The 19,955-nt window shown below is 54.4% G+C and carries 16 protein-coding genes; 8 read left to right on the forward strand and 8 right to left on the reverse strand.

The window, feature by feature from the left end; all coding sequences use genetic code 11:
* The first annotated feature begins 10 nt into the window (after positions 1–10).
* Positions 11–715, forward strand: coding sequence for a leucyl/phenylalanyl-tRNA--protein transferase (gene aat / locus EDF81_RS08795; protein WP_123347776.1), 705 nt, complete (start codon positions 11–13; stop codon positions 713–715).
* Between the two features lie 272 nt (positions 716–987).
* Positions 988–1,206: a translation initiation factor IF-1 gene (gene infA, locus EDF81_RS08800; protein WP_002211347.1), complete on the forward strand. Its 219-nt coding sequence runs from the start codon at positions 988–990 to the stop codon at positions 1,204–1,206.
* Positions 1,207–1,285: 79 nt separating this feature from the next.
* Here infA and EDF81_RS08805 read toward each other — a convergent pair whose 3' ends face one another.
* From EDF81_RS08805 to clpS, 4 genes are all read right to left on the reverse strand, one after another.
* Entirely contained in the window at positions 1,286–2,110 is an 825-nt protein-coding gene (locus EDF81_RS08805) for a TonB family protein (RefSeq protein ID WP_123347777.1), read from the reverse strand.
* Positions 2,111–2,137: 27 nt separating this feature from the next.
* Positions 2,138–4,288 carry a TonB-dependent receptor gene (locus tag EDF81_RS08810; RefSeq protein WP_123347778.1) on the reverse strand — a complete coding sequence of 717 codons (2,151 nt, stop codon included), beginning with the start codon at positions 4,286–4,288 and terminating at the stop codon, positions 2,138–2,140.
* Positions 4,289–4,513: 225 nt separating this feature from the next.
* The gene (clpA, locus tag EDF81_RS08815; RefSeq protein WP_123347779.1) at positions 4,514–6,796 is read right to left on the reverse strand and encodes an ATP-dependent Clp protease ATP-binding subunit ClpA; all 2,283 of its coding nucleotides are present in this window, start codon (positions 6,794–6,796) and stop codon (positions 4,514–4,516) included.
* Positions 6,797–6,824: 28 nt separating this feature from the next.
* Positions 6,825–7,145, reverse strand: a complete 321-nt coding sequence (gene clpS / locus EDF81_RS08820) for an ATP-dependent Clp protease adapter ClpS (protein WP_123347780.1) — start codon at positions 7,143–7,145, stop codon at positions 6,825–6,827.
* A 326-nt stretch (positions 7,146–7,471) separates the two neighbouring features.
* Here clpS and cspD point away from each other — a divergent pair, with 326 nt between their 5' ends.
* Complete coding sequence (cspD, locus tag EDF81_RS08825; RefSeq protein WP_123347781.1) at positions 7,472–7,699, forward strand: cold shock-like protein CspD; 228 nt, start codon at positions 7,472–7,474, stop codon at positions 7,697–7,699.
* A 69-nt stretch (positions 7,700–7,768) separates the two neighbouring features.
* Here the strand turns inward: cspD and macB are convergent, their stop codons facing one another.
* From macB to EDF81_RS08840, 3 genes are all read right to left on the reverse strand, one after another.
* Positions 7,769–9,712, reverse strand: coding sequence for a macrolide ABC transporter ATP-binding protein/permease MacB (gene macB / locus EDF81_RS08830; RefSeq protein ID WP_123347782.1), 1,944 nt, complete (start codon positions 9,710–9,712; stop codon positions 7,769–7,771).
* Complete coding sequence (gene macA, locus EDF81_RS08835; protein ID WP_123347783.1) at positions 9,709–10,824, reverse strand: macrolide transporter subunit MacA; 1,116 nt, start codon at positions 10,822–10,824, stop codon at positions 9,709–9,711. The genes macB and macA overlap by 4 nt, the downstream gene beginning before the upstream one ends.
* 115 nt (positions 10,825–10,939) lie before the next feature.
* Positions 10,940–12,598 (reverse strand): ATP-dependent endonuclease, encoded by a 1,659-nt coding sequence (locus EDF81_RS08840; protein WP_123347784.1) that lies wholly within the window; start codon positions 12,596–12,598, stop codon positions 10,940–10,942.
* Positions 12,599–12,928: 330 nt separating this feature from the next.
* On the opposite strand from EDF81_RS08840, the gene aqpZ reads away from it, so the two are divergent.
* From aqpZ to hcr, 3 genes are all read left to right on the forward strand, one after another.
* Positions 12,929–13,624 carry an aquaporin Z gene (aqpZ, locus tag EDF81_RS08845; RefSeq protein WP_123347785.1) on the forward strand — a complete coding sequence of 232 codons (696 nt, stop codon included), beginning with the start codon at positions 12,929–12,931 and terminating at the stop codon, positions 13,622–13,624.
* A gap of 168 nt (positions 13,625–13,792) precedes the next feature.
* Complete coding sequence (gene hcp, locus EDF81_RS08850; RefSeq protein WP_123347786.1) at positions 13,793–15,445, forward strand: hydroxylamine reductase; 1,653 nt, start codon at positions 13,793–13,795, stop codon at positions 15,443–15,445.
* A gap of 10 nt (positions 15,446–15,455) precedes the next feature.
* Positions 15,456–16,424 (forward strand): NADH oxidoreductase, encoded by a 969-nt coding sequence (gene hcr, locus EDF81_RS08855; RefSeq protein ID WP_123347787.1) that lies wholly within the window; start codon positions 15,456–15,458, stop codon positions 16,422–16,424.
* A 53-nt stretch (positions 16,425–16,477) separates the two neighbouring features.
* Here hcr and EDF81_RS08860 read toward each other — a convergent pair whose 3' ends face one another.
* On the reverse strand, positions 16,478–18,295 hold the full coding sequence (locus EDF81_RS08860; RefSeq protein WP_123347788.1) for a hypothetical protein: 1,818 nt from the start codon (positions 18,293–18,295) through the stop codon (positions 16,478–16,480).
* 322 nt (positions 18,296–18,617) lie between these two features.
* On the opposite strand from EDF81_RS08860, the gene yhfZ reads away from it, so the two are divergent.
* Both yhfZ and EDF81_RS08870 read left to right on the forward strand, forming a co-directional pair.
* Positions 18,618–19,523: a GntR family transcriptional regulator YhfZ gene (yhfZ, locus tag EDF81_RS08865; protein ID WP_123347789.1), complete on the forward strand. Its 906-nt coding sequence runs from the start codon at positions 18,618–18,620 to the stop codon at positions 19,521–19,523.
* An 18-nt stretch (positions 19,524–19,541) separates the two neighbouring features.
* Positions 19,542–19,904, forward strand: coding sequence for a PRD domain-containing protein (locus EDF81_RS08870; protein ID WP_123347790.1), 363 nt, complete (start codon positions 19,542–19,544; stop codon positions 19,902–19,904).
* Positions 19,905–19,955: the final 51 nt, after the last annotated feature.

Below are 19,955 nucleotides of genomic sequence, written 5' to 3' on the forward strand. Positions count from 1 at the left end.
TTGCCGTCGTATGCGTCTGGTACAGCTTTCTCGTCACTCTATCGCCTTCCCTTCCCCGGAAGGCGCATTGCGCGAGCCCAACGGCCTGCTGGCGCTGGGCGGCGATCTCAGTCCGGCGCGCCTGCTGATGGCCTATCAGCACGGTATTTTCCCCTGGTTTTCACCCGGTGACCCGATACTCTGGTGGTCGCCCGATCCACGCGCCGTACTGTGGCCGGAGCACTTTCACGTCAGCCGCAGCATGAAGCGCTTTCATAACTCATCGCCCTACCGGGTTACGCTGAACCACGCCTTCGAACGCGTGCTGGAAGGCTGCGCGGATGACCGCGATGAAGGAACCTGGATCACCCGCGATATTGCGATGGCCTATCACCGTCTGTATGAGCTGGGGCATGCGCACTCGATTGAGGTATGGCGCGATGAAGAGCTGGTCGGCGGCATGTACGGCGTCTGTCAGGGCGCTCTGTTCTGCGGTGAGTCGATGTTCAGCCGCGCAGAGAACGCCTCGAAAACGGCGCTAATGGTCTTTTGCGCCGACTTTATGCAGCAGGGCGGCCGTCTTATCGATTGCCAGGTCCTGAACAGCCATACTGCATCCTTAGGCGCAATTGAGATCCCGCGTCGAACCTATCTGGAAAGGCTGGATGAACTGCGCGTCACGCGGATATCACCCCATTGCTGGATCCCAAGAACCTTATTTATGCCCGGACAATGAATGTTTTCGGCACATTTTTTGTCAGGGTGTTATAATCACGCCGCTAAGCAGGTTAGGCATATTGCCCCGTCGCCCTTAAGGAACAGGTCGAATCAGGTAACGCCCTTCGTTTATCTCGCCCCTTCCCTGAACGTTTACGTTATCGTGCGGCCGGAGCCATGCGCCAAAGCTGTTTTGCTGCGTTTTAGACGCGCAAATCTTTACTTACAAGACGAACTTGGGCATTATCTTGCCGGTTCAAAAATTATGGTAGTGATACCCCAGAGGATTAGATGGCCAAAGAAGACAATATTGAAATGCAGGGTACCGTTCTTGATACGCTGCCTAATACCATGTTCCGCGTAGAGCTGGAAAACGGACACGTGGTAACCGCGCATATCTCCGGCAAAATGCGTAAAAACTATATCCGCATTCTGACGGGCGACAAAGTGACTGTTGAGCTGACCCCGTACGACCTGAGCAAAGGCCGCATTGTCTTCCGTAGTCGCTGATCGCTTTCACGCTTAGAGCGTGTCCCCATATTAAAAAGGCCGGGTTTTCCCGGCCTTTCGCTATCGACAGGCTTGATCGCTAAGGCTGAAAAACGATGGTTTTCCTGAAATACACCTTAATGTTATTGCCCTGGTACCAGATCGGCTGAAAGCGCATCGCTTTAATCGCCGTCATTGCCGCTTCTCTGAAACCAAGATTGGGAATATCCGGGTTCAGAATTTCAACCGCCTCAACGGCACCGTCAAGCCCAACCAAAAACCGCACTTTCACTTTTACGATTTTGTTAAAGCCAATAGAACGCGCTTCCTGCGGATATTTGGTCGTGGCATCCGTTACGATTTTATAACTGATCCCGGCTGCGCCCTGTGCCGTATAGGTGCCGTCACCGTTGGCGGTAAACTGGCCGTTACCGGAAAGATCGCCCGTATTCCGACCGACCCCCGATCCTTCCGTCTTTGCACTGCCGTTTGCCGTACCGCTGGCGCCGGCAATACCGCCCAGACCGGCGTCGATGTTATCGTTTTTACCCCGCTTGTCAGCGGTCCTGGCTGAAGCCCGGACAGGTTCTTTTTCTGGAGGTGGTGCAGGCTGTAGGGTTTTTGGGCTGGGCTTAACTTCCGGCTTCGGCTGCGCTTTCTTTTCCACCGGTCGTGCTGTGCCCCGCTTTTTCGCCCCGTCGCCGCCGTTTCCGGCATTGCCCTGGCGGCCTTCCTTCTGAACCTCACCCAGTCCACCGCTGACGCCCGAAGGGCCACCCAGCTCAACGATCGTCATGTTCTCTATGCCCCCCGTCGGCCTGACACTGACCAGCGAATGCATGGCAATCAGTCCGATAATTGCCGCATGGATCGCCGCAGACACCGTAAAGGAGGCATTCCAGTTAAGTGATATTGTTGGCGTCACGCACTTTTCCTTCTGTCGCAATGAGTATTAATAGGTTGCTTTAATACCGGCAAAGAAGGCGCGCTCGTTGCCTGGAATCAGCGAGCCAAAACCTGCGGTCACATAGTCGTAGTACTCTTTATTGAAGACGTTGGTGACGCCACCATACAGTTCAATATGTTTGATCGGCGAATATCTGACGCTGATATCAACGATATCGCGAGATTCGACGATGCCCTCATCCTCTTTTTTCGCATCCGCCAGAAAATTGTTATAAGAGCCGTAATAGCTATATTTCACATCCGCCGACAAACTGTCGGTAAAGTCGTAAGTCCCTTTAATTGACAACGAGTGCTCGGGAACTTTCATAAGTCCACTTTTGGTGTAATCAATGGTTGTCTTGCCATGCTCAATTAAGAATTTACGCCCCTGGTCATTATAATCCGAGCGCCCTTTTAGCCAGGCATAAGACTCTTCCAGAGTGAACTTGCCAAATTTCTGTTGGAAAGAGAGATCGGCTCCCCAGCGTCGGGTTTTCAGCAGGTTCATGGTATAAGCGTCATTCACACTCTGTAAGTAGATACGATTAAGTTGATTATCCGTATTCGTCATCCAGAGCGTGGCATTAACCGTTGAAAAGCCCACTTTGTCACGCAGGCCTAACTCATACATATCGTAGATTTCATCTTCGGCAAGGGTAATTAAATAGCGTTTCTCACCATTGATAACCTGCTGATCGCTGATTTGCAGACCATCCGGCAGGGTGTAGCCGCGCTCATAGCGCGCGTAGACGCGCCCCGTATCGCGGTAAAGATATGCCGCAGAGAGTTCCGCAGCGGTATTCCAGCGGTTTGAGGTGCCCGCACCGGTTACCGTTCCCCCTTTATCGAAAGACCACTGGGTCTGCTCGCGCCGTAGCCCCTGGGTGAAGATGTATTTATCCCATTTCACGCTATTGAGTGCATACAGCGCTTTGACATCTTTTTTATAGCTAAAGTAATGGGAGACACCATAGTATTTACCGCTGCCATCTCGCTTATAGCTACCGATATACGCGATGGATGCCTCCTGCTTTGAGTAATCAAACCCAAAGAGAATATTGCTGTCATTCCAGTAGCCCATATCCAGCTTAAGTCTGGCACCCTGAGTCTGTTGGTCGACACGCTGTTCCCAGTTAGCATTATTGGTATAAAAACCATCGGTATAGAAAATATCGCTGATAAATTGTAAGCGTTCGGTGAGATTATTTTGATAGCTTACATTATAGCTATCCAGCTCTCTGCTCCCGCTTAAATAACCGCTGATGGTATCTTTGATCAGTTCGCCGTTGGCATCGATACCCACGGTGACGGTCTTATCCGGCGGTACATAGTCTTTGCCGTACTGCTTGATCTTACTGGCGGTCAGCGTCTTGATATACTGCGAATCTTCTGTCAGATGGCTTGCTCTCATCAGAATGCTTTGATTAGGCAGCGGATCCCAGCGCAGCCCGGCCGAATAGTATTCAGAATTACGCCAGGTGTTGTTGTAATACAGATCGCGATCCAGTTTGGTCGCCGTGCCGAGAAAAGCCAGGTTTTCCCCAATTTTGCTGCCAATATTGGCACCCAGTCGATGTCCATCCGAACTCCATTCGGCTAAAACAGAGCTCTTAGGATCCTTCAGCCCGCGAAGATTGGTGGTGATATTAATGATCCCCCCTGCGGTACCTGAGCCGTAGAGCACGCTGCCGCCGCCGGGAATGATCTCGATACGTTCAATCTGTTCGACGGGGACCACATCGTAGTTAGTGGAATACGGATGATTAGAAATTGTGGTAATGGAAGCGCCATCTAAAAAGACCTGTAGATTGCGCTGTGCGGTTTCGGAACCCTGGCCGCGAATATCAATATCACCCTGCCCCGTGGTATCAACGCTGATTCCGGGTACCGATTTAAGGACATCGGAGATGGTGCGATTTCCGCGCTGCTGAATTTCCTCTTTTGAAATGACGATAATTTCTTTGGTGTCACGTAATCGCTCAATTTCAACATAGTCAGGACGCACGTAGCTGTCCTGTAATTCAATAGCGTCCTCATCGTCAAAGCTGTCGGCGTCCGCAGCGTTAACCGCGAGAGGAAGTGCAGAGATAATGGCAAACCACGCGTGAGGAAGCTTAAGAGACAATCCGTTGTGTATAACCCGAGAAGTGTATTTCATCGATTAACATCCAAATAATAACAAGAATTATAATGAGAATTATTATCATTTTATGTAAATCAAGATGATAGTACACTTTTTTTTCAGAAAAATCATCAAAGTGCGGCTTGCATAGCAAGTCTGGCTCGGGCCCGAAGGCGAGAAAGAAGGGAGTGATGAAACAGAAAAGACGAAGGCCGGGAATAAATCCCGGCCTTCACTTACGGCTGACAAGCAAATAAAGCGTTAGTGCGCCGCTTCCGGCTTATGCTTCTGCGCGCTCTGGAAGTCGTAGACCAGGCCGTTTTTCTCTGCATTCAGTTCGATGGTCACCTGCCCGCCATCGACCAGAGAGCCAAACAGCAGTTCGTTGGCCAGCGGTTTTTTCAGGTTGTCCTGAATCACACGCGACATTGGACGTGCGCCCATAGCCCGGTCATAGCCTTTCTCTGCCAGCCAGTCGCGGGCTTCCTGAGAGACTTCCAGCGAGACGCCTTTCTGATCCAGCTGCACCTGCAGTTCGACAATAAACTTGTCGACAACCTGATGAATGACCTCGGTTGACAGGTGATCGAACCAGATGATGTTGTCCAGACGGTTGCGGAACTCCGGCGTAAAGATCTTTTTGATCTCTTCCATCGCATCGGTGCTGTTATCCTGGTGGATCAGGCCGATGGATTTACGTTCGGTTTCACGCACCCCGGCGTTGGTCGTCATCACCAGCACCACGTTACGGAAGTCGGCTTTACGGCCGTTGTTATCGGTCAGGGTGCCGTTATCCATCACCTGCAGCAGCAGGTTAAAGACATCCGGGTGCGCCTTCTCGATTTCATCCAGCAGCAGAACCGCGTGCGGATGCTTGATTACCGCATCGGTCAGCAGACCGCCCTGATCGAAGCCGACGTAGCCCGGAGGTGCACCGATCAGACGACTGACCGTGTGACGCTCCATATACTCGGACATATCAAAGCGCAGCAGCTCGATCCCCAGCGCCTTCGACAGCTGGACCGTGACTTCGGTTTTCCCGACGCCGGTCGGCCCGGCAAACAGGAAGGACCCGACCGGTTTATGGTCATTGCCAAGGCCAGCACGGCTCATCTTGATCGCTTCGGTTAAGGCCTCAATGGCTTTATCCTGACCGAAGACCAGCATTTTCAGGCGGTCGCTGAGGTTTTTCAGGGTGTCGCGATCGCTTTGCGACACGCTCTTCTCCGGGATACGCGCAATACGCGCCACCACGGATTCGATATCCGCCACGTTGACCGTTTTCTTACGCTTGCTCACCGGCATCAGACGCGCACGGGCACCCGCTTCGTCGATAACGTCGATCGCTTTATCCGGCAGATGGCGGTCGTTGATATATTTCACCGCCAGTTCGACCGCCGCACGCACCGCTTTCGCCGTGTAACGCACGTCATGATGCGCTTCATACTTTGGCTTCAGGCCGTTGATAATCTGCACCGTCTCTTCCACGGAAGGCTCGGTGATATCAATTTTCTGGAAGCGACGCGCCAGCGCACGATCTTTTTCAAAAATATTGCTGAATTCCTGGTAGGTCGTCGACCCCATTACCCGGATTTTACCGCTGGAAAGCAGCGGCTTAATCAGGTTTGCGGCGTCAACCTGACCACCCGATGCCGCACCGGCACCGATAATGGTGTGGATTTCATCAATAAACAGGATGCTGTTGGTGTCCTGCTCCAGCTGTTTGAGCAGCGCCTTAAAGCGTTTCTCAAAGTCGCCACGGTACTTGGTGCCGGCCAGCAGCGAGCCAATATCGAGCGAGTAGATGGTGCAGTCGGCCATCACTTCCGGCACGTCACCCTGCACGATGCGCCAGGCCAGACCTTCCGCAATCGCGGTTTTACCCACGCCGGATTCGCCCACCAGCAGCGGATTGTTTTTGCGCCGACGGCACAGCACCTGAATGGCGCGCTCAAGCTCTTTATCACGACCAATCAGCGGATCGATACCGCCCACGCGCGCAAGCTGGTTAAGGTTGGTGGTGAAGTTTTCCATACGATCCTCCCCGCCTGCCTGCTCTTCATTGGTGTTGCTGGCCGGATTACCCGCGTCAGGAGACTGACCCGGTTCATCCTTGCGCGTTCCGTGAGAGATGAAGTTCACCACGTCGAGTCGGCTGATTTCATGCTTACGCAGCAGATAGGCCGCCTGGGATTCCTGTTCGCTAAAGATAGCGACCAGCACGTTGGCACCGGTCACTTCGCTGCGACCGGAGGACTGGACGTGAAACACCGCGCGCTGCAGCACACGCTGGAAGCTGAGCGTCGGTTGAGTATCACGCTCCTCTTCACTCATGGGCAGAACCGGTGTGGTTTGTTCGATGAATGCCTCGAGTTCCTGTCGCAGCGCCACCAGATCCACGGAGCACGCTTCCAGTGCTTCCCGGGCCGATGGGTTACTGAGCAGAGCCAGTAACAAGTGCTCGACGGTCATAAACTCATGTCGGTGCTCACGCGCTCTGGCGAAAGCCATGTTTAAACTGAGTTCCAGTTCCTGGTTGAGCATTGGGCACCCCCTCAATTTTATGCCTTATTCAGGCTTGTTCCAGCGTACACAGCAACGGATGCTCGTTCTCCCTTGCATACTCGTTCACCATCGCGACTTTGGTTTCAGCGACTTCGGCGGTAAAAACGCCGCAAATCGCCTTGCCCTGATAGTGAACGGCAAGCATCAGTTGCGTTGCACGTTCTACATCATAAGAAAAGAACTTTTGTAGCACGTCAATAACAAATTCCATCGGCGTGTAATCATCGTTCATTAACATGACCTTATACATCGATGGCGGCCGTAGCGCTTCGCGCAGTTTATCACCGGCCAGCTGGTCGAAATCCAGCCAATCTCTGGTCTTACCCATTGTCAGTCATCATCATCAGTTGCAGTTACCGACGGGCTAATGCCCACCGCAGGTCTGAGTCCATACATATATTGAATCTACCTCATAACGTCGATAACTATCATCTATTATTGGCATACGCGAGACAGCTCACAATCCGTGTAATAGCGTTAACTGCTTCAAATTTTTGAACCATTGTCCCCCCAGAACCCCCGCCCACCGCTTGACGGAATGCCCGTTTTCTCTAAATTGTACAGGCGAGAGTTGGCGAGGTTTTGACCACCCACCAATTCCACCACCGGTTCATTCCATCTTAATCAGATAAGAGCTACTAAGGATGTCGAAGCATGGAAATGGGTACTGTTAAGTGGTTCAATAACGCCAAAGGGTTTGGTTTTATCTGCCCGGAAGGCGGAGGCGAGGATATTTTCGCCCATTACTCCACCATCCAGATGGATGGTTACAGAACGCTGAAAGCCGGGCAGGCCGTCCGGTTCGACGTACACCAGGGCCCTAAAGGTAACCACGCCAGCGTGATCGTACCGTTAGAGGTTGAAGCCGAAGCGGTTGCATAGGGCATCCTGTTTCTCAGTGTACATCACTCACGCAAAATGCCCGTCCCGATGACGGGCATTTTTTTAGCCCTATTCCCGGGATAGCGCCTCAACCGGATCCAGCCTTGCCGCGCTCCGCGCCGGTAGCCAGCCAAACAGTACGCCGGTCAGCGACGAGCACAGAAACGCCGTCATCAGCGCCAGCGGCGAAAAACCAATTTCCCAGTTGGGTAAAAAGAGCTGCAGGGTGAACGCAATCATCAGCGATAATCCGACCCCAAGCGCCCCTCCTACCAGACACACCAGCACCGCCTCAATTAAAAACTGCTGCAGCACATCGCTGGCGCGGGCACCCACCGCCATACGAATACCGATCTCGCGGGTGCGCTCGGTCACCGAGACCAGCATGATGTTCATCACCCCGATACCGCCAACCAGCAGCGAAATCACCGCCACCAGCGTCAGGAACATCTGAAGAGTACGTGTGGTCTTTTCCGCCGTTTTCAAGACGCCGTCCATATTCCAGGTGAAAAAGTCCTTCTTGCCGTGGCGCAACGTCAACAGTCGAGTCAGCTGCTCCTCAGCGACGGCGCTCTCATAGCCCTCCTTCACCCTTACGGTGATGGAGTTAAGCCACGACTGGCCCATAATCCGCCCCGACATGGTGGTATAAGGCAGCCAGACGCGCAGGGTTTTGCTGCTGCCGAACATAGACTGCTTCTCGTCGGCAACGCCAATCACCGTTGCCGGCATATTACCGACCAGGATCACCTCGCCCACCACCTGTTTTTTATCCGGGAACAGCTGACGCTTCGAATTGCTGTCGAGCACCACCACCTGCGCCCGGCCATTGAGCTGCTCGTCGTTGAAGGTGACGCCTTCGCTGAAGGTCATACCGTAGACATTAAAGTACTGTCCGCTCACCCCGCTGGCGCTGGCGGCGACGTCAATATTGCCGTAGCGCAGGCGCAGACTTTGCGACACGGTCGGCGTGGCAGAGCTCACCCAGGGCTGTTTCTGCAAAGAGAGCAGATCGTCATACTTCAGCGCCTGCTGATACTGCGGGTCGTCATCGCCGAAATCTTTCCCCGGGTAGATATCAATCGTATTGGTGCCGATGGCGCGGATATCCGCCAGCACCAGCTGTTTGGCCGCGTCCCCGACCACCACGATAGAGACCACCGAGGCGATCCCGATAATAATCCCCAGCATGGTCAGCAGCGTGCGCATTTTATTGGCGGCCATTGCCAGCCAGGCCATGGTCAGCGCCTCGCGAAAACCGTTGCTGAACTGCCGCCAGCCGGAGGCAGGCGCTGTGCTTATCTCCTTCGGGGCCGAAGCACGGACCGCAGACGGCGGCGGATTGCTGATAAGCTCCCCGTCGCGGATCTCAATAATACGTTCCGCCTGAGCCGCGATCTGCGGATCGTGGGTGACGATAATCACCGTATGCCCCTGGTCGCGAAGCTGATGCAGGATCGCCATCACCTCTTCGCCGGACCGGCTGTCCAGCGCTCCCGTCGGCTCATCCGCCAGGATCACCTGTCCGCCGTTCATCAGGGCGCGGGCGATACTGACCCGCTGCTGCTGACCGCCGGAAAGCTGGGAGGGCTGATAGTCGCCGCGCTCTGCCAGTCCGAGACGGCGCAGCAGATCGTGCGCCCGCGCCAGACGCGCCTTGCGTTCAGCCCCGGCATACACCGCCGGGACTTCCACATTCTGGGCCGCGCTTAAATGCGACAGCAGATGATACCGCTGGAAGATAAAGCCGAAGTGTTCGCGGCGCAGACGTGCCAGGGCATCGCCGTCGAGGGTACGGACGTCGGTGCCCGCCACCCGATAAACACCGCTGGTGGGTTTATCGAGGCAGCCAAGGATATTCATCAGCGTCGATTTACCGGAGCCGGATGCGCCGACAATCGCCACCATTTCACCCGCCTCAATGCTGAGTGAAACGCCCTTCAGCACCTCGACTTCGCCGTCGCCTGACGGATAACTGCGGCGGATATCCGTTAGCTCAAGCAGTGCCGTCATTGCGCCGCTCCGGGCAGGTTTTCGCCGGTGATCACTTCTTCACCCTCTTCCAGCCCTTTCAGCACTTCCACATCGATGTCGTTACGGGCGCCAATGGAGACTTCACGCTCGCGCACCTCGCCATTGCGCAGCACCTTAATCTTATAGCGGCGGTCGCCGAGAGATTCGCCCAGCGCCGCCAGCGGGATCTTCAGCACGCCCTTCACGCCGGAGAGCTGAATATGGACCTGCGCGGTCATATCCAGTCTCAGCACGCCCTGCGGGTTAGGGACTTCAAAACGGGCGTAGTAGAAAATGGCGTCATTGACCTTTTCCGGCGTCGGCAGAATATCTTTCAGCTTGCCCTCATAGCGGGTTTGCGGATCGCCGAGCACGGTAAACCAGGCCTCAAGCCCCGGCTTCAAATGGATCACATCGGCTTCGGAAACCTGGGCTTTGACCAGCATGGTGCCCATATCCGCCAGCGTCAGAATATTTGGCGCCTGCTGGGCCGCGATCACCGTCTGGCCCTGCAGGGTGGTGATTTGCGTCACTTCACCGGCCATCGGGGCCACTATGCGGGTGTAATCGAGATTGATTTTAGCCGTGTCCAGGGTGGCCGCATTACGTTTAATCTGGGCATCAATGGTGCCGAGCTGCGCCTCTTTCACCGTCAGCTCCGTCGCCGCTTTATCCAGATCCTGACGGGAAACCACCTGGGTTTTCGCCAGCTGTTGCTGACGCGCCAGGGTCACCTGCGCCAGCTTTCTTTCCGCCTCGGCCTGTTTGCGCTGGGCGCGAAGCTCCATCAGCGTCGCTTCCACCTCGCGGATCTGGTTTTCCGCCTGCTCGGGGTCAATCACCCCCAGCAGCTGATCTTTCTTCACCTTGTCGCCAATATTGACCGACAGCGTTTTCAGCTGCCCGCTGACCTGCGCCCCAACGTCAACCTTGCGCAGGGCATCGAGCTTACCGGTCGCCAGCACGCTTTGCAGCAGATCGCCTTTACGGACGATCAGCGTCTGGTAGCTTGGCTCCGGCTTATTCAGCGTGTTCCATAGCCAGATACCGGCAATCACCAGCAGTACAGCCAGCAGCCAGTACTTCTTCTTACCTTTTCCCTTCAGAGTCATAACAGTCCCGGATCAATAAGCGCGTCTTATCAAACGCTGATTTTAGCGGAAGTGAGACCCGAAGACAGCGGAATTGTTCCGCAAATTCAGCCTTATTGCCGCTTTATTGAACCTGTCAGTCCGCCCGTCCCCGCGCCAGCCAGAGCACGCGGGAAAACATTTTCCGCAGCAGAGGCGGGATAGCCTCAACGCCCCGACGACGCGCCTCCGCAGCCACCTCGATTGCCAGATCCGGCTTGGACGAACGCTGGATCGCCTTGCCGATAATCCGCCGCGTATTCATCGGCACTTTCGGCGGCAGCTGCGCCACGCGGAAATAGACGTCATCAAACCCTTCCCGGTAGAGGAAGTGTTCCATATCGAGGGCAGGAAGCGCCGTCAGGTGCTCGCGCTCCTGCTGCCTGTCGTCATTCAGCAGGCTACGCACGGTCGCCGCATATTTTTTCCCGGCGTCGTCGCCATCCACCAGCACGTGCCACTCGATCCCCATCCGGCGGGCAAATTTAACCAGCGGCTTCAGCCCGGACTGGGCGAACTCAATCACTTTCACCCCTTCCGCGGCAAAATGGTGTCCGCACTGCCGGGCCAGCTCGTTGATAAGCCAGGTTTCGGTTTCCCCCTCGACCAGCAGCCAGCAGCGGGCAAACAGCGACGAGGGCCGGTTAAAGCAGATATGAAACGCAATGCGGCGGCTATCCTCGGTGCTCATCCCTTCTGGCCCAAGACGCCAGGCGGCAACCCGGGAGGATTCCCTGACCAGTCGACAGACGTGACCAACGGGCGTGAGGGACAGCAGTTCGCCGGAGTTGGTGGTGGTGATCCGCTGCAGCGGCAGCAGATTCAGCAGATGCCAGGCGACGGAGAGCATAATCGGGTGCAGGCGAGTTTCTGGATCTTCCACCAGCAGCAAGGGGCGTGCGTCTTTATCGAGACGCACGGAGCCTTTCGCCCGCAGCAGGGTCGCAAAAACCCCCAGCAGGATCACCCGGTGCGTCCGCCTGCCGGGACGGTCAATCATCCGGTTGATGATATCCAGATAGCGCCAGCTACGCTGTTCGTCATGGGAGCGGCGGCGCATCAGGCGATGACGCGTTTCCCCCGTGCCCTGCTCGGCAAAATAGTGTTCCAGCAGTTGGACCATCGCCGACAGCCCCTGGCGAATCTGCCCGTCGCTCAGGTTTTGCGGTCGGCTGACCAGCTCCCGGGAGAGCACATCCAGCTGGCGAGCGGTCACCTCCACATCAGGCACGTTGGGCACCGCGCCGTTGCGGATACGGCGCATAAAGCGGGCATCGCGCAGGCGCAGGACCGGCATCAGGCGCACCAGATGCCGCGCAAGTTCATCAATATTGTCCAGCGCCAGCGGCTGGCCGTCGCCGTCAAGGAAGGTACGCAGGGTCATCACCCCGTCGCCGTCGGTCAGTTCCCCTTCCAGCCGGTAGAAGATACGCTGCCAGCCGTCGCTGCACGGCGTCCAGCACGCGTTCAGCGGACGGAAGCGGCGCATACGGTAACGGCCCGGCTCGGATTCGCGGAAGGTCAGAATAATATGCAGGTGGTGTTCACGGCTCTGTAGATCGCCTGGCGGGAACCAGAAATCATCATGCACGAAGTGATAAAGGTCTTTCTCCGGCGACAGTAGCAGGGTCAGGGCATCCAGCAGGCTCGATTTACCCCAGGCGTTCTCGCCAATCAGGACGTTGTTCGGTTCCAGCATCAGCGACAGTCGGTTGATCCCACGAAAACCGACGATCTCCACGCGCTCAAGATGCATAACTCCTCCAGGTCGCTCACTTTTCCTTCCTGGAGTATAGCGAGATGGGTAGCACAATGCAGGTATAAGATATTGAAAATACAGCCGCTGTTCTTTTTATTCTGCAATAACGTGACGGCAAAAAAATAAAGACTATGGTTATTTAAGAATAAAAATATCGCCTTTATTTTTGCCCTAAGTCAATCCAGGTGGATATTTTCAGCTGGTTACTTACCGATACCCTTATCTAAAATATCGCCCGTTAGACATTTATGTTATTCGCATCCTGCAATAACAAATTTCTCCGGCGCGTTATTCTGTTGTCGGCTGGTTTATTTTTCGAGGTGGATTATGTTCAGAAAATTAGCGGCAGAGTGCTTTGGTACATTCTGGCTGGTGTTTGGCGGCTGCGGCAGCGCGGTCCTGGCGGCAGCTTTTCCGCAGCTGGGTATCGGCTTTACCGGCGTGGCCTTAGCGTTTGGTTTAACCGTTCTGACGATGGCGTATGCGGTGGGCCATATTTCCGGCGGTCATTTTAATCCAGCGGTCACATTAGGCTTATGGGCCGGTGGCCGTTTTGCGACGAAAGAAGTGGCAGGATATATTATCGCGCAGGTTGTTGGCGGTATTATTGCGGCGGCGGTGCTTTACCTTATTGCCAGCGGGAAAAGCGGCTTTGACGCAGCGGCCAGCGGATTTGCCTCTAACGGCTATGGCGAACACTCCCCGGGCCAATACTCAATGCTCTCCGCCATCGTCATTGAAATTGTGCTGACCTGCGGCTTCCTGCTGGTGATCCACGGCGCAACGGACAAACACGCTCCGGCGGGCTTTGCTCCAATCGCCATTGGTCTGGCGCTGACCCTGATTCATCTGATCAGTATTCCGGTCACCAATACCTCGGTCAACCCGGCCCGCAGCACCGCAGTAGCGATCTTCCAGGGCGGCTGGGCGCTGCAGCAGCTGTGGCTGTTCTGGGTGATGCCGATTATTGGCGGTATTCTGGGGGGCGTGATTTACCGTACCCTGCTGGAAAAACGCGATTAATTCGCAATAACTTCTCTTGCTGGTACTCCCCTGGCGGTAGTCCACTACCGCCAAAATTGCGCTAAATCAAATTCACTTAACGTTGTTGTATAAACCCCTTTTCAGCCTCGCGTCTGCGGCTTACTCTTAAACATGTATCTAAAATATAACTTTAATAAAGGTGTGACTATGTTTTGTGTGCAATGTGAGCAAACAATCCGTACTCCGGCCGGTGACGGCTGCGCTTACGCGCAGGGGATGTGTGGTAAAACGGCAGAAACGTCCGATTTGCAGGATCTGCTGATCGCCGTGCTGCAGGGCCTGTCTGCCTGGGCGCTTAAAGCCCGCGAGTTCGGTATTATCGACCATCAGACCGACAGCTTCGCCCCACGTGCGTTCTTCTCTACGCTGACCAACGTCAACTTCGATTCTGAACGCATTATTGGCTACGCGCGCGAAGCGATCATTCACCGTGAAGCCCTGAAAGCGCAGTGCCGCCTGCAGGATGCGACCGTCAGCGTGGATAATCCGATGGCGGACCTGATGCTGGTCAGCGACCAGATGTCCGCTCTGCTTCAGCAGGCGGCTGAGTTTACGCCTAACCGCGATAAGCAGACGATTGGCGAAAATATCCTCGGCCTGCGTCTGCTGTGCCTGTACGGCCTGAAAGGCGCAGCGGCCTATATGGAGCATGCCCACGTTCTCGGCCAGTACGACAACGAAATTTATGCCCAGTACCACAAAATCATGGCATGGCTTGGCACCTGGCCTTCCGATATGGACGCGCTGCTGGCGTGTTCAATGGAAATCGGCCAGATGAACTTTAAAGTAATGAGCATTCTGGATGCCGGCGAAACCACTGCCTACGGACACCCGACGCCAACTCAGGTCAATGTGAAAGCCGTTGCCGGTAAATGTATTCTGATTTCCGGCCACGATCTGAAAGATCTCTATAACCTGCTTCAGCAGACCGAAGGGACCGGCGTTAACGTCTATACCCACGGTGAGATGCTTCCGGCCCACGGTTACCCGGAGCTGCGTAAATTTAAGCATCTGGTCGGTAACTACGGCAGCGGCTGGCAGAACCAGCAGGTTGAGTTCGCCCGCTTCCCTGGCCCTATCGTCATGACCTCCAACTGCATTATCGACCCGACCGTCGGCTCCTACGACAGCCGTATCTGGACCCGCAGCATCGTGGGCTGGCCGGGCGTTAGCCATCTTGAAGGCGACGATTTCGCCCCGGTGATTGCTCAGGCGCAACAGCTGGCAGGCTTCCCTTACGATGAGATCGAACACCTGATCACCGTTGGCTTTGGCCGTGAAACCCTGCTGGGTGCTGCGGACTCTCTGATCGATCTGGTCAGCCGTGAAAAACTGCGCCACATCTTCCTGATTGGCGGCTGCGACGGCGCACGCGGCGAGCGTAACTACTTTACCGATTTCGCCACCAGCGTACCGAACGACTGCCTGATTCTGACCCTGGCCTGCGGTAAATACCGCTTTAACAAGCTGGACTTCGGCGATATCGAAGGCCTGCCACGCCTGGTGGATGCCGGTCAGTGTAACGATGCCTACTCCGCCATTATCCTGGCCGTCACCCTGGCAGAAAAACTGGGCTGCGGCGTTAACGATCTGCCGCTGTCGCTGGTGCTCTCCTGGTTTGAACAGAAAGCCATTGTGATCCTGCTGACCCTGCTGTCGCTGGGCGTGACCAATATCGTCACCGGCCCGACGGTACCTGGCTTCCTGACGCCGGACCTGCTGGCGGTTCTGAATGAAAAATTCGGCCTGCGTCCGATCACCACCGTTGAACAAGACATGCAGCAGATGCTGGGCGCATAAGGAGAAAACGATGACGATGCCGACAGCGCAATGCCCCTGGCGTATGCAGGTTCACCACATTAAGCAGGAAACGCCGGATGTGTGGACGCTGTCCCTGCTGTGCCACGATTACTACCCGTACCGGGCTGGTCAGTATGCGCTGGTCAGCATCCGTAACGGGGCGCAGACGCTGCGCGCCTACACCCTCTCTTCCACGCCGGGGGTCAGCGAATATATTACGCTGACCATCCGTCAGATTGAGGGCGGCGAAGGTTCACAGTGGCTTACCCGCGAGGTGAAACGCGGCGACTATCTGTGGCTCTCCGACGCGCAGGGTGATTTTACCTGCGACAACCAACCGACGGATCGCTTCCTGCTGCTGGCGGCGGGCTGCGGCGTGACGCCGGTGATGTCAATGCGCCGCTGGCTGGCGAAAAACCGTCCCCAGGCCGACGTGCAGGTGATCTTTAACGTGCGTTCACCCGAGGATGTCATTTTCGCCGAAGAGTGGCGCGAGTATCCGGTGACCCTGGTGGCAGAAAACAACGCCACCGACGGCTTTATTGCCGGTCGTCTGACGCCGGAGATCCTGGCGGCGGTCCCGGATATCGCCTCGCGTACCGTGATGACCTGCGGTCCGGCGCCTTACATGGAGATGGTTGAGCAGCAGGTGAAAACGCTGGGCGTAACGCACTTCTTTAAAGAGAAGTTCTTTACCCCGGTCGCAGCACCGTCTGAAGGCGGACTGAAGTTCACTAAACTGCAGCCCGCCCGCGAGTTCCGGGCACCGGTCGGGACGACGCTGCTGGAAGCGCTGGAAAGCAACAAAATCGCGGTCAACGCCGCCTGTCGCGCCGGCGTCTGCGGCTGCTGCAAAACCCAGGTGATTTCCGGGGAGTATCGCGTCGACAGCACCATGACGCTCACGGAAGAAGAGATCGCCCAGGGCTATGTACTGGCCTGCTCCTGCCATCCGCAGGGTGATCTGGTTCTGGCCTGATAACACAACGCCGGGGGTTAACCCCGGCGTTTTATTTTCAGCATAAAGAAGACTTATGCGGCCCGGACATCATTGATATTGCCCTTCAAACCGACGATCGCATCGGCATTCCTGATCTCTTCCCAACTGTTGTTGGGAAAAACGATACTCTTGTTACCACCACCATCGGATGGGAAAGTAAATGTCGTCTGGTTCCCGTTCGCGCTATAGGTCGCCTCAGAGAAGGTATGATCCCCCGTCAGCGTACCGAGATAGACCTTATCGACCTTCACGTCAAAATAGGTCAACAGGGTACCCAGAGGCGCGTTATCCCAGCCAAAGACATAACCTGAGTGCATTTGCGACAAAGAACCGATGATATTAATGAAGTTTCGATCCGTAAAATCGCTCGCCTTATAGCCTTTTAGCAAATAGCCAAAATAAGAACCGCCATCCGCGCCAATAACATCTAATGTCACGCCACCGGATGAATCGATAGTCGCTTTATTCATTAATAAATTATCAAAGCTATGGGAGGTCGCCGAATAGAACCGGTCTTTCACAATGGAAAAGTTATCAATAGCCGTGACACCACCGCTCCACGCCAGCATCCATCGACGCTCTTGCACAATGTTACTCTGTGCCACGGCAGTATTAAACGCAGATTCAGAAATACCAAACAACTGCCATTGCGAGCGTTCAGCGCCGTTGGCTTTCACCGATACGGTCGTTGACTGATTATCCGATGCGATCGCTTCGAATGTAACAACTGCATTATTATCGATACCATTAACCGCAATCGTATCATTCTCTCCGGCCTGCCCGGAAAAATTCAGCCCGTGCATTTCAATAAGCCTTGAGGTATCGCGGATATTGACTTCGACAATATTCCCACCGTTAGCACCGGTATCAACATAATCGCTGCCGTTCATCCCGCAACTTAACCGCTCAGGATACGTTGTACCAATAATCCGGTCATATGCCGGGGTATCCATAAGCGTGGTCGCCCCACCAAACAAATTCATATAATAAGTATTGGACGTTCCGTTTTCATCCTTCGTAATAGTCCCATCCAGCAGAAGTTTTGTTGTCCCCTGAGCACCCGATAAGTGGGCCGCGGCGAGAATACCGCTCATAGTGACATCAACCGTGCCGCTTTCACCGCCGCCGCTCCAGGGAAAGGATTTTTTAAACACATCGCTCAGCGACTGAGTGCTTGCATCAATCAGACCATAGATGGTATCCACGTTGTGCCACATAACATCACGGATAGCGAAATTTTGCCCGTCTACGGTTCTGAGATCTTCAAGACTGTTCACCCCGTGTTTACCTGTAAAGGTCCCCAGCCAGGTATTCGCCCGGGTAACAATAATCGGCGTGGTGGCCCCATCCATCAAATACTCTTGTTCATACTGATCGTCAGCCCAGCTTAATTCTGTCCAGACGTAATATTTATAGGTCTTTTCGCCACTGGCCGTCGTTGCCGCCGGTGGAATATAATACCCGGCTTCAAAAAGCACGGCCTCACCTACCTGATAACCAACAAAATTCAACCAGTTAAGTGATTTGAACTGCATTTTCAGCAGCGTCTCTTTCGTTGCTCCGCCGTTCGCTTCATCGGCACTCCAGATATCATCGACCCCCAGGACAGTAAAGTACTCCTTGTAAGACATTTTCTTGTACTGCAAAACACCCCCCGTCCAGGTAGGGTAGCGCACCCCATCGGCTTCGCGGATATGTGTCACGACATAATTTACCGCCTCGGGATTATTATAGCCACTTCTGAACAATTCAATATTATTGACGCTAAGGCCACTTTCAAAATCAAGAAGTTCGCGTAAAAAATCTGCGAAATTGCCATCCACACCCGTGACTGGAAAATTGTTTTCCATTTTAAATCTCCACTCTATTAAATAGAAAGAAATGATAAGTTTTATTGAACATAAAGCTCCGCGTCTCTATCGGATTAACGAATAGACGAGGTGAATATAATCCTGTTATTTATTCACGCCATCAACTTTGGTCGGAATTGAATCAATACTCAAAAAAACAACATAAATGAAATAATAATTTATCTTCATTGCTATTCCGTTGACAAAACAAAAACACCCTCTGAAAATCATTTTTTGTGATGAGGTTAGCTTTTTGCCCTGGGTATTTAGGTTAAATTTTCAAATTAATGAACATAAGAATAATTAGCAGGAACAGAAGTCAATGAGCCGTACCTATATGAAAAAAGAGGGGCAGGCCCTCGCCGCTCTTGCGCGTTATCTGATTGGTGAAAAAATCGGTAACCGCCTGAAAACCATTGGCGATCTGGCAAGTGAGTGCGGTTTTTCAGTAGGGCTCACCCAGGCGGCGTTAAAAACGCTGGAATCTTCCGGCGCTATTCGCCTTCAACGCTGCGGGCGCAACGGGAGCTACCTGGAAAGCAAGGATCATACTGCCCTGCTGGTGCATATCGATATTCGAAATGTGGTTTGCGCGATGCCATTGCCCTATACCCGCCTTTATGAAGGACTGGCAAGCGCGCTCAAGGCACAGTTTGAGGGGCTTCCCTTCTATTATGCCCATATGCGCGGGGCCGATATTCGCGTGGAGTGCCTGCTCAACGGCATCTACGACATGGCCGTCGTCTCACGGCTGGCCGCAGAGAGTTACCTGCAGCAAAGCGGCCTGTGTAAAGTCCTTGAGCTCGGTCCCCATACCTACGTGGGTGAACATCAGCTTATTTGCCGTAAAGGCCAGGCGGCAACGGTACGTAAAGTGGGGCTGGATAATCGCTCGACCGACCAGAGAATTATGACCGAAGCATTCTTTGGCACGCGTGATATCGAACGCGTCGAGCTCTCCTACCACGACAGCCTTTATCACATTGCAAACGGCAGCATTGATGCCGTTATCTGGAATGTCGCCTCCCAGGCCGAGCTGAGTCAGCTGGGTCTGGAAGCCAGGCCACTGAGCGGCGATGCGCGTTTTCTGCAGGCGACGGAGGCCGTGGTGCTGACGCGCGCTGACGATCACACCATGCAGCACTTGCTGAAGACGATCGTTAACTTACCCGCCCTGCTGACACATCAACAGCGCGTGACGCACGGTGAACTGGAACCCCGTTATTAATCAAAGGAAGGAATCGTTATGGAAGAAAGACTGAATTTACTCCGTGATGCTGGCGTCATCGACCCGGATATTTGCGCAGGTATGTTACAGGTCGTCAGGCAACTCGATGAAAAATGGCAACTTCCGGTCTACAGCGAGCAGGGCGCAATGGCGATCACCCATATGTCCAACGCCCTGATGCGCAGCCGTCGCGGCGAGCGCGTTGCCCCACTGGACGCCGACCTGCTGGCCGAAGCCGCACAATCCCCCCACTGGCAGCAGATTCAGGCGGCTCACCGGCACCTGCTGAACGACTTTGATGTCAGCCTCCATCCTGATGAAGAGGGATACTTATTAATCAACCTGTATGGGCTCTGGATGGCCGCGCAGGAAGCGACCTGACGGTCTTTGCATCCCTTTGTTGCATTCAAAATATTCATAAAAATGAATATT

This window comes from Enterobacter sp. BIGb0383, assembly GCF_003751845.1.
GTDB lineage: Bacteria > Pseudomonadota > Gammaproteobacteria > Enterobacterales > Enterobacteriaceae > BIGb0383.

Coding starts and splice junctions, on each gene's coding strand:
- EDF81_RS08870 (WP_123347790.1), top strand. CDS start 19,542: ATGGAAGAAAGACTGAATTTACTCCGTGATGCTGGCGTCATCGACCCG.
- macB (WP_123347782.1), bottom strand. CDS start 9,712: ATGACGGCACTGCTTGAGCTAACGGATATCCGCCGCAGTTATCCGTCA.
- macA (WP_123347783.1), bottom strand. CDS start 10,824: ATGACTCTGAAGGGAAAAGGTAAGAAGAAGTACTGGCTGCTGGCTGTA.
- infA (WP_002211347.1), top strand. CDS start 988: ATGGCCAAAGAAGACAATATTGAAATGCAGGGTACCGTTCTTGATACG.
- cspD (WP_123347781.1), top strand. CDS start 7,472: ATGGAAATGGGTACTGTTAAGTGGTTCAATAACGCCAAAGGGTTTGGT.
- yhfZ (WP_123347789.1), top strand. CDS start 18,618: ATGAGCCGTACCTATATGAAAAAAGAGGGGCAGGCCCTCGCCGCTCTT.
- aqpZ (WP_123347785.1), top strand. CDS start 12,929: ATGTTCAGAAAATTAGCGGCAGAGTGCTTTGGTACATTCTGGCTGGTG.
- EDF81_RS08840 (WP_123347784.1), bottom strand. CDS start 12,598: ATGCATCTTGAGCGCGTGGAGATCGTCGGTTTTCGTGGGATCAACCGA.
- EDF81_RS08810 (WP_123347778.1), bottom strand. CDS start 4,288: ATGAAATACACTTCTCGGGTTATACACAACGGATTGTCTCTTAAGCTT.
- aat (WP_123347776.1), top strand. CDS start 11: ATGCGTCTGGTACAGCTTTCTCGTCACTCTATCGCCTTCCCTTCCCCG.
- hcr (WP_123347787.1), top strand. CDS start 15,456: ATGACGATGCCGACAGCGCAATGCCCCTGGCGTATGCAGGTTCACCAC.
- clpS (WP_123347780.1), bottom strand. CDS start 7,145: ATGGGTAAGACCAGAGATTGGCTGGATTTCGACCAGCTGGCCGGTGAT.
- EDF81_RS08860 (WP_123347788.1), bottom strand. CDS start 18,295: ATGGAAAACAATTTTCCAGTCACGGGTGTGGATGGCAATTTCGCAGAT.
- hcp (WP_123347786.1), top strand. CDS start 13,793: ATGTTTTGTGTGCAATGTGAGCAAACAATCCGTACTCCGGCCGGTGAC.
- clpA (WP_123347779.1), bottom strand. CDS start 6,796: ATGCTCAACCAGGAACTGGAACTCAGTTTAAACATGGCTTTCGCCAGA.